Origin of the sequence: Coprococcus sp. AF16-22 (assembly GCF_003461545.1) — a bacterium.
Taxonomy (GTDB): Bacteria; Bacillota; Clostridia; order Lachnospirales; family Lachnospiraceae; genus Coprococcus; species Coprococcus aceti.
The window spans coordinates 84,009-97,755 of record NZ_QTXH01000002.1; the positions used below are offsets into that span (position 1 = coordinate 84,009).

Genomic DNA, 13,747 nt, shown 5'->3' on the forward strand with positions numbered 1-13,747 from the left:
AGTAGAGACTTTCGGAATATCACTCTGGAGTTGCAGACCAAAAGAGATTTGCTCAAGTAGGCTCTGACGTATTTCCTGCGTTAAGGGGAGCGCATATGTTAGTATGTAAGTAATAGGTGGTATAACGAACTCAAAGCCCTTCGTCCTGATTACGACGAAGGGCTTTTTTATATTTATCACAGAAAGGAAAGACGACATGTACGACAAGGTTTCGACTAAACTGGAATTCGTAAACAGAGAGCAGAAGGTATTGGACTTCTGGAAAGAAAATCAGGTATTTGAGAAGAGTGTTGAAGAGACAAAGGATCTGCCAACATACACATTCTATGATGGCCCTCCAACAGCAAATGGTAAGCCACATATCGGACACGTTCTCACACGTGTAATCAAGGATATGATCCCTAGATATCAGACAATGAAGGGACATAACGTAGTCAGAAAGGCCGGATGGGATACACACGGTCTGCCTGTTGAGCTCGAGGTTGAGAAGCTCTTGGGAATCGACGGCAAGGAGCAGATAGAGGAGTACGGACTGGAGCCATTTATCCAGAAATGTAAGGAGTCCGTATGGAAATATAAAGGCATGTGGGAAGAGTTCTCAGGCAAGGTTGGTTTCTGGGCTGATATGGACAACCCATATGTAACATACCATGATGACTTCATCGAGTCAGAGTGGTGGGCACTGAAGAAGATCTGGGATCAGGGACTTCTGTACAAAGGCTTCAAGATCGTGCCTTACTGCCCAAGATGTGGTACACCTCTTTCAAGCCATGAGGTTGCACAGGGATACAAGACAGTCAAGGAGCGTTCAGCAGTAGTAAGATTCAAGGTTATCGGAGAGGACGCATATTTCCTCGCATGGACAACAACACCTTGGACACTTCCTTCAAACGTAGCACTCTGTGTAAATCCAGATGAGACATACGTGAAGGTTAAGGCAGCAGACGGCTACACATATTATCTTGCACAGGCGCTTGCAGACAAGGTTCTCGGCGGTCTTGCAAAGGAAGCAGCAGACGATCAGGCAGCAGTTCCTGCATACGAGGTTCTTGAGACATATGTCGGTAAGGATCTTGAGTACAAGGAGTATGAGCCACTCTATGAGTGCGTAAAGCCTGTATGTGAGAAGCAGCACAAGAAGGGCCACTTCATCACATGTGACACTTATGTAACTATGACAGATGGTACAGGTATCGTTCATATCGCACCTGCATTTGGTGAGGACGATGCAAATGTTGGAAGAAACTACGATCTTCCATTTGTACAGTTTGTAGATGGCAAGGGTGACCTCACTGAGGAGACTCCATTTGCCGGAATGTTCGTAAAGGATGCAGACCCTGAGGTACTCAAGGATCTGGACGCAAGAGGACTTCTCTTCGATGCGCCTAAGTTCGAGCATGAGTATCCACACTGCTGGAGATGTGACACACCACTTATCTATTACGCAAGAGATACATGGTTCATCAAGATGACAGCAGTCAGAGACAAGCTGGTTAAGAATAATGACACTGTAAACTGGATCCCGGAGAGCATCGGTAAGGGACGTTTTGGCGACTGGCTGAAGAATGTTCAGGACTGGGGACTTTCAAGAAATCGTTACTGGGGTACTCCGCTGAACATCTGGGAGTGTGAGTGCGGCTGCAGACATGCCATCGGATCAAAGGAAGAGCTCCGCTCAATGAGTGACAACTGCCCTGAGGACATCGAGCTTCACCGTCCGTTCATCGACGCTGTAACTATCAAGTGTCCTGAGTGTGGCAAGCAGATGCACAGAGTCACAGAGGTTATCGACTGCTGGTTCGATTCAGGATCAATGCCATTTGCACAGTGGCACTATCCATTTGAGAATCAGGATATATTTGAGAAGCACTTCCCTGCTGATTTCATCAGTGAGGCTGTTGACCAGACAAGAGGATGGTTCTACTCACTTATGGCGATCTCAACGCTGCTGTTCGACAAGGCTCCGTTTAAGAACGTAATCGTTCTCGGACATGTCCAGGATAAGGACGGACAGAAGATGAGTAAGTCCAAGGGAAATGCTGTAGATCCTATGGATGCTCTGAACAAGTACGGTGCAGATGCCATCAGATGGTACTTCTACAGCAATTCAGCACCATGGCTTCCTAACAGATTCCATGAGGATGCAGTTGTTGAGTGTCAGAGAAAGTTCATGGGTACACTGTGGAACACATATGCGTTCTATGTACTCTATGCAAATATAGACAACTTCAATCCACTTGAGCATGAGCTAGAGTACGACAAGCTGTCACTTATGGATAAGTGGCTTCTGTCCAAGCTGAACTCAACAGTCAAGGCAGTTGACGCAAACCTTGGCGCATACAAGATCCCTGAGACAACAAGAGTTCTCGAGGAGTTTGTGGATGACATGAGTAACTGGTATGTCCGTCGTGGCCGTGAGAGATACTGGGCAAAGGGCATGGAGCAGGACAAGGTAAATGCTTACATGACACTTTACACAGCGCTCGTTACTATAGCACAGACAGTAGCTCCTATGCTCCCATTCATGGCAGAGGATATTTACCAGAATCTGGTTAGAAATATAGACAAGGATGCACCTCTCTCAGTTCATCTGTGCTCATTCCCTGAGGTGGATGAGAAGATGATCGATCCAGAGCTCGAGGTAGCTATGGACGAGATCCTGAAGATCGTAGTTCTGGGACGTGCAGCAAGAAATACAGCAAATATCAAGAACAGACAGCCAATCGGCAAGATGTATGTCAAGGCTGACAAGAAGCTTTTCGGTGAGGAGAAGGCTATCATCGAGGATGAGCTGAACGTGAAGAACGTTGAGTTCGATGATGATGTAAGCGCTTACACAACATACAGCTTCAAGCCACAGCTTCGTACAGTCGGACCTAAGTACGGTAAGCACCTTGGTAAGATCAAGGAGCATCTGTCAGCACTGGATGGCAACGCAGCCATGGCAGAGCTCAAGGCAGAGGGCGCTCTGAAGTTTGAGGCAGACGGAGAGGAGATCGTACTCACTGAGGCTGATCTTCTGATCGACATGGCTCAGATGGACGGTTTCGTATCTGAGGCAGACGGCGGTGTGACAGTAGTTATCGACACAAATCTGTCAGAGGAGCTTCTTGAGGAAGGATTTGTCCGTGAGATAGTATCCAAGGTTCAGACTATGAGAAAAGAGGCTGGATTCGAGGTTATGGACAAGATCACTGTATACGCAGACGGAAGCCAGAAGGCAAATGACATCATCGCAGCAAATGCGGATGCCATCATCGGCGACGTTATGGCAACAGAGATCATTACCGGTTCAGTTGATGGTTACTCTAAGGAGTGGAACATCAACGGCGAGAAGGTAACTCTCGGAGTGAAGAAGAACGACTAAGGGATATAATATTAGGGCTTAAAACAGGCATTTTGGAAAAAATTATCCCTGATCAAGAGAATACGGCCCGAAAGGTACAAATCTTAAAGATTTTGTATCTTTCGGGCTATTTTTATGTGATTTAGGATAATTTTGTACTTTTTTTAAATATATTTGGATATTAGGGGATGACGGTGGAATTACGATTTATTAAGTTTGTGTATGTGTGGTGTTGGGAGTATATTATTGTATGAATAAATCGTACAAAGGACTGCCGTCAATATGTATATTGGCCAGTCAGAAAAACAAAGGAGAAAAAAGATGATAGCAATTTTTATTGCGCCTTTTTACATAGCGTTAAATATATATTTGTTCTGGAGAATAAAGGGTTGGGTACAGGCATATTTCCCGAAACTCAAAGGCAAGAAGGGCTGGATAGTCCCGATAGTGCTATATGCATTTCTGGCGTCGGCGCTGGTGATCGCATTCTTCCTGCCACAGGGAAGGTTCAAACGTGGCATGAAGCTGGTGGGAAATTACTGGCTGGGTGTTCTGCTTTATATGATATTCTTCATAGTGATAGCCGAGCTTGGAAGATTCCTACTGCTTCATGTATTCAGAGTGAGCAAAGATAAGATATGTGTGCCGCGGATTCGCAGGATAGTAGGCTGTGTGTGCGCAACACTCATCATGTGTATATCATTCTGGGGAGTGGTAAATGCGAGACTTGTGCGGGTGACGCCTTATGATGTGACCATCAATAAGGAAGCACGGGATGAGAATGGTCAGAAGATGGATTCCATGAAGATAGTGCTGGTTGCAGATCTTCATCTTGGATACAACATAGGCGTCAGGCAGGTTCAAAGAATAGTGAATTCCATAAATAAGCAGGACGCAGATCTGGTGCTGATAGCGGGTGATATATTTGACAACGAATGGGAAGCCGTTGACCAGCCGGAGGAGCTTGAGAAAATACTCCGGGGGATCAAATCAAAGTATGGAGTGTATGCATGCTATGGTAACCACGATATACAGGAGCAGGTGCTTGCCGGATTTACATTTGGCGGGCAGAGGGAGAAGACCAGCAGCCCTGAGATGGACGAGTTTATGGAGAAAGCGGGAATCACACTTCTTCGTGATGAGGGAGTTCTGATAAACGATTCCATATATATCTATGGCCGCCGCGATGCCCACAGACCGGGAAATGGAGCCGCAGACAGAGCATCTGCGGACGAGATCACGAAAAATATGGACAAATCAAAGCCCATCATAGTCCTTGATCATGAGCCAAAGGAGCTGGAGGAGCTGTCGTCGGCGGGTGTGGATATGGATCTGTGTGGACACACCCATGACGGACAAATGTTCCCAGGCAACATACTTGTGGCGATGATGTGGGAAAATTCCTGCGGTTACCTGAATGTTGACGGCATGCACAACATAGTGACATCCGGAGTCGGTGTGTTTGGCCCCGATATGAGAGTTGGAACCAAAGCGGAGATATGTCCGATAACGGTGAATTTTAAATGACCACCACACCGCATTATATTTCGCCAACCGCCCGCATAACTTAATTAATAAAGGAAAATAACCATAACACCACAATACTCTGGACTTTGTGGCAAAAATACAGTAAATTTACGGGTATATAAACTGATTCGGGATAAAAATGAGGGGAGTGCCGGGTCGGATGATATGGATAACCTGGAAAGAGGAGGCAGTTGTATGGAAAAGTTAAATGAGATCGTGTCGGCGGTGGATGGATTTGTCTGGGGACCGGTCATGCTGGTGCTTCTGGTTGGAACGGGAATATTTCTGACGATCAGAACAGGATTTCTTCCTTGGAGGAACCTCGGCTATGCGCTGAAGAGTACACTTAGCAAGGAGGCAAGGACAAAGAGCAGGGGAACCGGAGACGTGTCACCATTTTCGGCACTGACCACCGCGCTTGCTGCAACCATAGGAACGGGAAATATCGTTGGTGTTGCAACGGCCATGGTATCGGGAGGTCCGGGAGCACTGGTGTGGATGTGGATATCCGCAGCATTTGGAATGACATCCAAGTTCTCAGAGTGTATGCTTGCTATCAAGTACCGTGAGGTGAATGCCAAGGGCGAGATGAGCGGCGGTCCTATGTACACTATGAAGAAAGCATTTAAGCATAAGAAGTTCGGCGCAGTGCTGGGCTGGCTGTTCGCACTCTTTGCAGTCATCGCCTCATTTGGAATAGGAAATATGACACAGGCCAATTCCATATCTGAATCTCTTAGCAGCACATTCAGCGTGCCTACATATGTGACAGGAATCATACTTACGGTTTTTGCCCTTCTTATAATAGTTGGAGGAATCAAGACTATATCTAAGGTGTCATCAGTTGTTGTTCCTTTGATGGCGATATTCTATGTTGTAGCCGGACTTATTGTAATAATCGTCAATATCCAGAATCTTCCGGCAGGAGTTGTCATGATATTCAAGATGGCATTCTCAGTCAAGGCAGTCGGTGGCGGTCTGTGTGGTACGATCACAGCAGCTATGATGAACGCCATGAGATTCGGTGTTGCCAGAGGAGTATTCTCAAATGAAGCTGGAATGGGCTCTGCGGCCATCACGGCGGCGGCTGCCACAACAGACAATCCTGTCCGTCAGGGTTACATCAATATGACAGGTACATTCTGGGATACCATAGTAGTCTGCACCATCACAGGTCTCTGTATTGCATCATCGGGTGTGCTTGGAATCACGGAGAACAGCACAAAGGGCAGCTATCAGGTGAGCGGAACGGAGGTTACTGTGGAGGCTGTTGATTCTGACAACAAGATTACCACGACGGATTATACATATGAATTCACAGATGACCAGCTCATTCTGACAGATACATCCAATTCGTCAAATACACTGACTCTTTCTGTTCTTCCATCCGGCGAACTCAACAAGGATGAGAATGCAAAGCTTGCAAGTGAGCTTGCGGTGGAGGAGAGTCAGGCAGCCATAGGAAGTCTTACCGGTACATGGACTGATGCAGCCGGAAACCATTATACATTTGCTGAGGATGGAACATTTGCCTGCTCAACTGTTATAAAAGGTGCAGCTCTCACGATACTGTCATTTGGCTCTGCACTTGGCAAGGTGGGAGGCTGGCTCGTAACTATAGGAATTGTGCTCTTCGCATTCTCCACGATCCTTGGATGGGAGTATCACGGAGAGAAGGCGTTCGAGTACCTGTTCAAGTCGCACAAGTACAATATGATATACAGGATAGTGTTCTCGCTCGTTGTATACGTAGGCGCGACGATATCACTGGATCTTGTATGGAACTTCTCAGATATAGCGAATGCGCTCATGGCGATTCCGAACCTTATCTGTCTGCTGGCATTAAGCGGAGAGATCGCAAAGGATATGAAGGAATTCCAGGCGGTTATCAAGGCAGAGAAAGCATCAAAGTAGAATATTTAGTCCCGGGGACGGAGGAGTCAAGTACCTCCGTCCCCTTTTTTATACTCTCTTAACCGAACTTTATACTTACTTTATTTTTTGTCCAAATTATGTTCATAAGTGATGGTTATTATATACAATATATGGGGACGGAGGTGCCTGACCCCTCCGTCCCCATGAGTAGATTAGAATACCATTACAGAGAGGTTGACATATATGAGCAGAGTAGTAGGAATAGACCTAGGAACAACAAACAGCTGTGTGGCAGTGCTTGAGGGCGATCAGCCAACTGTCATACCGAATTCGGAGGGCGGCAGGACCACACCTTCCATAGTAGCCATCACAAAGAATGGAGAGAGACTGGTGGGTGAGGCTGCCAGGAGACAGATGACTGTGAATGTGGACAGAACTATCACATCCATCAAGAGAGCGATGGGAACAACATACAGAAAGAGGATAGACGGCAAGGACTATTCGCCGCAGGAGATATCCGCCATCATACTTGCAAAGCTGAAGAGCGATGCTGAGAGTTATCTGGGAGGACCGGTATCTGATGCAGTCATAACAGTTCCGGCTTACTTTGACGACAGCCAGAGACAGGCCACAAAGGACGCCGGAAGAATAGCGGGACTGAATGTGCTTCGAATCATAAATGAGCCTACATCGGCGGCTCTCGCCTATGGTCTTGACAATGGACAGGCGCAGAAGATACTTGTATACGATCTGGGCGGAGGAACATTTGACGTGTCTGTTATAGAGATAGGGGACAGCGTCATAGAGGTTCTTGCCACCGCGGGAGACAATCATCTGGGCGGAGATGATTTTGATGAGAGGTTGCTGGACTACGTCATCAAGACCTTTAAAAAGGAGACAAAGGTCAATCTGGCGAAGGATATCACGGCATCCCAGCGAGTGAGGGAAGCCTGTGAGAATGCCAAGAAGGAGCTCTCATTTGCGCAGACTGCACACATCAATCTGCCATTTATATCGACAGTGAAGAATCAGCCGGTGCATCTGGATATGACGATAACCAGGGAGCAGTTCAACGAGCTCACCTATGACCTGGTGGAGAGAACGGCGGGACCTGTAAACCAGGCATTATCCGATGCGGGCATAACGAGAAATCAGATAGACAAAGTGCTGCTGGTGGGTGGCTCCACCCGTATACCGGCGGTTGTGGATAAGGTTCGTGCCATAACCGGCAGGGAGCCATCCAAGAATATGAACCCGGACGAGTGCGTTGCCATGGGTGCGGCGGTCCAGGGAAGCAAGCTCAGCGGCGAGCTCACCGTGTCGAACAAGGTGAATGACATTCTCCTCATGGATGTGACACCTCTTTCGCTGTCCATTGAGACCCTTGGAGGCGTGGCAAATGTCATCATTCCGAGAAATTCTGCCATTCCGACCAGGGCATCAAAGATATTTACCACGGCGGGCAATTTCCAGAGGGATGTCGAGATCAAGGTATACCAGGGCGAGCGGCATTTCACAAGGGACAACAAGCTGCTAGGCAACTTCAGACTCAGTGGTATCAAGAGAGCCATGGCGGGCGTTCCTCAGATCGAGGTCACATTTGACATGGATGCAAATGGTATCCTCAAGGTCTCAGCTAAGGATCTGGGCAGGGGTGTGGAACAGCAAATAGTGATCACATCCAGCACCAACCTTTCGGAGGAGGAGATCCGCAGAGCCAGGGAGGATGCGAAGAAGTACGAGGATGATGTGGCTGGAGCCAAGGAGTTCAAAGACATTATGAACGAGGCCGAGTCGTATGTATATAAGGTAGAGAATCTTCTTGAGACCAGGGGCGCACAGCTCGACAAGAAGGAGATGAAACGGATCAAGAGCGACTGCGAGTATCTGAAGAAGCTTGTGACACGAACTGACATGAATCATGTAGATGACGTGGAGATGGGCAGGATGAAGGAAGCCTACAGACAGCTCCAGGAATCTGCAGAGAAACTGGAGACAATGTAAGAATTTGCGAGGAGAATGGTGAATTATGAAAGACAAATTTATAAGATTTATGAGATCCAGGTACGGCAACGATCAGTTGTCATCATTCCTTACCTGGGGCGGATTGATTTTTATGGTGCTGGATGCATTTATCAAGACAGGGATATTTTATTTCCTTGGACTTTTCATGTTCGCTTATGGATATGTGAGGATCATGTCCAAGAACTATGACAAGCGCGCGGCTCAGAACAGATGGTTTATGGAGCACACCGCGGGCGTGAGAAATATATTCAAGCGCGCGAAGAAACAGAAGGAAGCCGGCAAGGAATACAAGATATTTGTCTGCAGCAAATGCCAGCAGATGATCAGAGTTCCAAGGGGAAAGGGCAAGATAGAGATCAGATGCCCTAAGTGCGGCAACAGATTTGTGAAGAAGTCTTAGTGATGATGCGGACTTTAGATATTTTGAGTTGAAATACAGTGTGGAGATTGAGAGATGTTTGGATATATAGTGGTGAACCAGCCTGAGCTTAAGATGAAAGAATACGATGAATACCGTAGGTATTATTGTGGCCTGTGCAAATCGCTGAAGGACAGATACGGTGCGAGAGGACAGATAAGTCTCAGCTATGATATGACATTTCTGGTCCTTCTTCTGACGGGACTGTACGAACCGGAGAAGCACTCGGGCAGCAGAAGATGTATCGCACACCCGACATCGAAGCATGCTTATGTACAGAACGAGTACACAGATTATGTTGCTGATATGAACGTGATCCTTACCTATTATAAATGTATAGATGACTGGGATGATGAGCATATGTTTACCCGAAAGCTGTATGCGGATGTACTGCTCGCAGGACAAAATGGCAGGAGGCTCAAGGAAGATTATCAACAGAAGATCCAGGTTATTGCGGAGAACCTCAAGGCGATAAGTGAGCTTGAGGAGGTGGGATCCGATGACATGGATGCATTGTCAGGGCATTTCGGCAATATAATGGCAGAGATATGTGCCCCGAAACATGATGAGTGGGAATCATATCTCCGCACCATAGGCTATTATCTGGGCAAATTTGTCTACATAATGGACGCGTATGACGATATAGAGAAGGATATAGGTGCTGGAAATTACAATCCATTCGTGTGCAGGCTTGCGCATGAGCTGGGTGTTGAGGTACAATCAGTGGGGGCAGATAAAACCATAGAACAGGACAAATGGCAGGAGCTTGCAGAGTGGACGAAGGATGTTCTGATGATGATGGTGGCACCACTTGCAAAAGAGTATGAGATGCTTCCTATTATTGAAAATGTAGGTATACTCAGGAACATAATATACTCAGGAATATGGGAAGCATATTATTCGACTACAAATAGAAGATGCGGCGATGAGGAATAAATTATGAAAGATCCTTACGAGGTGCTGGGACTCAAAAGAGGTGCCAGCGAAGAAGAAGTAAAAAAAGCATATAGAAGGCTGAGCCGGAAGTATCATCCGGATGCGAATATCAACAATCCTCACAAGGATGAGGCTGAGGAAAAGTTCAAGGAGATACAGCAGGCTTACAAGTCCATAGTGAGCGGCGAGGCTGACCGTGCAAGTTACGGTGGTGCTGGTGGGTATGGAACTGGAAGCTCGCAGGGCTACGGCGGCGGTTATGGATCTGGCGGTTCATATGGTCCGTATGGTGGAAGTTCTTACGGCGGTTCGTCAGGAGGCTACGGACAGTATGATGATCCATTTGGCGGTTTCGGAGGATTTGGCCCATTTGGTTTCGGTGGCTATCAGAGACAGAATGACTACGATCCGAATGATAAAGATTCCAGATATTTTCAGGCCGCGAAGAACTATATGAACAGCGGAAGCTATGAGGAGGCGAAGAACGTCCTCAATCAGATAGAGAATCACGATGCCAAGTGGCACTATTACAGTGGCGTGTGCAACGCCGGACTTGGCAATCAGATAAGAGCCATGGAGATGCTGAAGCGTGCAATGGAGCTTGAGCCGGGCAATCAGGAATACCGTCAGGCATATGAGTCCATCAAGAGCGGCCGTCAGTGGTACATGGACAGAGGTGCCGGGTATGGAATGGATATGCCGACCGGCGGAAAGTTTTGCAACAACCTTTGTACCATATGTGCTCTCATGTCGTGCTGCATGGGCGGTATGCCTTGCGTGTGCTGCATGCCGAGTGGATACGGACGAAGTTAGATATAAAACCCCTGGGAGTTGCCTCTCCCAGGGGTTTTATATCGTATACGTGGTGCATTTACAATATTCTGGTAATCATTGAAAACGCTAGAACCCCCGATTAATCTCGATATTATCAGACATTTATCGCCTTTTATGTAAAAAAACTGCAAATTCTATTTGACCATAGTCTAATTTTATAGTGTTATTTAACAAATTTTTTCTCATGTATTGTTAAAAAAAAAGGTTGATGATAGAATGAAACAGTGAAAATGGAAAAAATTATATCTATTTATCCAAGGAGGGAATGAATCAGATGAAGATGTTAGCAGATTTCGATAAGGAAGGCTTCAAGAAGGAAGTCATTACTAACGTAAAGACCCTTTTCCGCAAGCCTATCGAGGAGGCTACTCCACAGCAGGTATTCCAGGCAGTCAGCTACGCAGTAAAGGACGACATCATTGACAGATGGATTGCTACACACAAGGAGTATGAGAAGAAGAACGTCAAGACAGTTTATTATCTGTCTATGGAGTTCCTTATGGGTAGAGCACTCGGTAACAATCTTATCAACTTGACTTACTACGATGCAGTTAAGGAAGCACTTGACGAGTTAGGATTTGACCTGAACTTTATAGAGGATCAGGAGCCTGATGCCGCTCTGGGTAATGGCGGTCTCGGACGTCTTGCAGCTTGTTTCCTTGATTCATTGGCAACACTTGGTTATCCTGCATACGGTTGTGGTATCAGATACAAGTATGGTATGTTCAAGCAGGGTATCAAGGATGGATATCAGGTTGAGATGCCGGATGACTGGCTCAAGGATGGCAACCCATTCGAGGTTAAGCGTTCAGAGTACGCTGTTGAAGTTAAGTTCGGTGGATATGTCAGAGTTGAGAACAAGAATGGCAGAAACTACTTTATACAGGATGGATATCAGTCAGTTCGTGCCGTACCTTATGACCTTCCAGTCATCGGTTATGGCAACAACGTTGTAAATACACTTAGAATCTGGGATGCTGAGGCAATCCAGGAGTTCTGCCTTGACTCATTTGACAAGGGTGAGTATGAGAAGGCAGTAGAGCAGCAGAACCTTGCAAAGACTATCGTTGAGGTTCTCTATCCAAATGACAATCACTACGCAGGTAAGGAGCTCAGACTGAGACAGCAGTATTTCTTCATCTCAGCTTCAGTTCAGAGAGCAATCCTCAAGTTCAAGGAGCTCAACAAGGACATCCACAAGCTGCCAGAGAAGGTAACATTCCAGATGAATGATACACATCCAACAGTAGCAGTTGCCGAGCTCATGAGAATCCTCATGGATGAGGAAGGCCTTGAGTGGGATGACGCATGGGATATTACAACAAGAACATGTGCATACACCAACCATACGATCATGGCAGAGGCACTTGAGAAGTGGCCTATCGAGCTGTTCTCAAGACTGCTTCCACGTATCTACCAGATCGTTGAGGAGATCAACAGAAGATTCGTTCTCAAGATCCAGGAGATGTATCCAGGCAACCAGGATAAGGTTAAGAATATGGCAGTTCTGTACGATGGCCAGGTTAAGATGGCTCATCTTGCAATTGCAGGTTCTTACTCAGTAAACGGTGTTGCAGCTCTTCATACCAAGATCCTTGAGGAGAGAGAGCTTAAGGACTTCTATGAGATGAGACCAGAGCAGTTCAACAACAAGACAAATGGTATCACTCAGAGACGTTTCCTGCTTCATGCTAACCCACTTCTTGCAAACTGGATCACAGACAAGATCGGTGACGAGTGGATAACCAATCTTTCACACCTTAAGAAGCTTAAGGTATATGTGAACGATGAGAAGTGCCAGCATGAGTTTATGAACATCAAGTACCAGAACAAGATCCGTCTTGCAAAGTACATCAAGGAGCACAACAATGTGGATGTAGATCCTCGTTCAATCTTCGATGTACAGGTTAAGAGACTTCATGAGTACAAGAGACAGCTTCTGAACATCCTTCATGTTATGCATCTGTATAACAGACTGAAGACAGAGCCAGAATTCGATATGTACCCAAGAACATTCATCTTTGGAGCAAAGGCATCAGCAGGATATAAGAGAGCTAAGCTTATCATCAAGCTCATCAACTCAGTTGCAGATGTTGTCAACAACGATGCTTCAATCGAAGGCAAGATAAAGGTTGTATTTATAGAGAACTACAGAGTATCCAATGCCGAGATTATCTTTGCAGCAGCAGATGTATCAGAGCAGATCTCAACAGCTTCAAGAGAGGCTTCAGGTACAGGTAACATGAAGTTCATGCTGAACGGTGCACCTACACTTGGAACCATGGATGGAGCAAATGTAGAGATCGTTGAGGAAGTTGGCATCGAGAACGCATTTATCTTCGGACTTTCAGCAGAAGAGGTTATGAAGTATGAGCGCGAGGGCGGCTACAACCCAATGGATATCTACAATAACAACCAGGCTGTAAGAAGAGTTCTCACACAGCTTATCGATGGTACTTATGCATCGGATGATCCGGACAGATTCAGAGATCTCTATGATTCTCTCACAAAGGAAGATGTATACTTCATCCTCAAGGACTTCGATTCATATGCAGAGGCTCAGCAGAAGGTTGATAAGGCATACCAGGATGAGAAGGGCTGGGCAAAGATGGCTATGCTCAACACAGCATGTGCTGGAAAGTTCTCATCAGATAGAACTATCGAGGAGTATGCAAAGGAGATCTGGAAGCTTAAGAAGGTTAAGGTTTCCCTTGATAAGTAATTATCAGATAGAATGAAATAACAAAATAAAGGACGGACATCATATGGTAAGGATCGTATGGTGT

The 13,747-nt window shown here is 46.3% G+C and carries 8 protein-coding genes; all 8 read left to right on the forward strand.

All coding sequences use genetic code 11. The features are described from left to right. Nucleotides 1–196 precede the first annotated feature (196 nt). The 8 genes from ileS (at nt 197) to DWW60_RS03135 (ending at nt 13,683) form a co-directional block, all read left to right on the forward strand. Nucleotides 197–3,367: an isoleucine--tRNA ligase gene (ileS, locus tag DWW60_RS03100; RefSeq protein ID WP_117874356.1), complete on the forward strand. Its 3,171-nt coding sequence runs from the start codon at nt 197–199 to the stop codon at nt 3,365–3,367. A 300-nt stretch (nt 3,368–3,667) separates the two neighbouring features. Continuing rightward, nucleotides 3,668–4,873, forward strand: coding sequence for a metallophosphoesterase (locus tag DWW60_RS03105; protein WP_117874357.1), 1,206 nt, complete (start codon nt 3,668–3,670; stop codon nt 4,871–4,873). A 195-nt stretch (nt 4,874–5,068) separates the two neighbouring features. Continuing rightward, nucleotides 5,069–6,787: an alanine/glycine:cation symporter family protein gene (locus DWW60_RS03110; RefSeq protein ID WP_117874358.1), complete on the forward strand. Its 1,719-nt coding sequence runs from the start codon at nt 5,069–5,071 to the stop codon at nt 6,785–6,787. A 204-nt stretch (nt 6,788–6,991) separates the two neighbouring features. Beyond that, on the forward strand, nt 6,992–8,752 hold the full coding sequence (gene dnaK, locus DWW60_RS03115) for a molecular chaperone DnaK (RefSeq protein ID WP_117874359.1): 1,761 nt from the start codon (nt 6,992–6,994) through the stop codon (nt 8,750–8,752). Between the two features lie 25 nt (nt 8,753–8,777). After that, a complete protein-coding gene (locus tag DWW60_RS03120; RefSeq protein WP_055222351.1) occupies nt 8,778–9,173 on the forward strand; it encodes a hypothetical protein in 396 nt (131 codons plus the stop codon). Nucleotides 9,174–9,227: 54 nt separating this feature from the next. After that, complete coding sequence (locus DWW60_RS03125; protein WP_117874360.1) at nt 9,228–10,127, forward strand: DUF5685 family protein; 900 nt, start codon at nt 9,228–9,230, stop codon at nt 10,125–10,127. A 3-nt stretch (nt 10,128–10,130) separates the two neighbouring features. After that, nucleotides 10,131–10,940 (forward strand): J domain-containing protein, encoded by an 810-nt coding sequence (locus DWW60_RS13770; protein WP_015534468.1) that lies wholly within the window; start codon nt 10,131–10,133, stop codon nt 10,938–10,940. Between the two features lie 301 nt (nt 10,941–11,241). Then, nucleotides 11,242–13,683 (forward strand): glycogen/starch/alpha-glucan phosphorylase, encoded by a 2,442-nt coding sequence (locus DWW60_RS03135; RefSeq protein WP_055146369.1) that lies wholly within the window; start codon nt 11,242–11,244, stop codon nt 13,681–13,683. Nucleotides 13,684–13,747: the final 64 nt, after the last annotated feature.

Coding starts and splice junctions, on each gene's coding strand:
- ileS (WP_117874356.1), top strand. CDS start 197: ATGTACGACAAGGTTTCGACTAAACTGGAATTCGTAAACAGAGAGCAG.
- DWW60_RS03105 (WP_117874357.1), top strand. CDS start 3,668: ATGATAGCAATTTTTATTGCGCCTTTTTACATAGCGTTAAATATATAT.
- DWW60_RS03110 (WP_117874358.1), top strand. CDS start 5,069: ATGGAAAAGTTAAATGAGATCGTGTCGGCGGTGGATGGATTTGTCTGG.
- dnaK (WP_117874359.1), top strand. CDS start 6,992: ATGAGCAGAGTAGTAGGAATAGACCTAGGAACAACAAACAGCTGTGTG.
- DWW60_RS03120 (WP_055222351.1), top strand. CDS start 8,778: ATGAAAGACAAATTTATAAGATTTATGAGATCCAGGTACGGCAACGAT.
- DWW60_RS03125 (WP_117874360.1), top strand. CDS start 9,228: ATGTTTGGATATATAGTGGTGAACCAGCCTGAGCTTAAGATGAAAGAA.
- DWW60_RS13770 (WP_015534468.1), top strand. CDS start 10,131: ATGAAAGATCCTTACGAGGTGCTGGGACTCAAAAGAGGTGCCAGCGAA.
- DWW60_RS03135 (WP_055146369.1), top strand. CDS start 11,242: ATGTTAGCAGATTTCGATAAGGAAGGCTTCAAGAAGGAAGTCATTACT.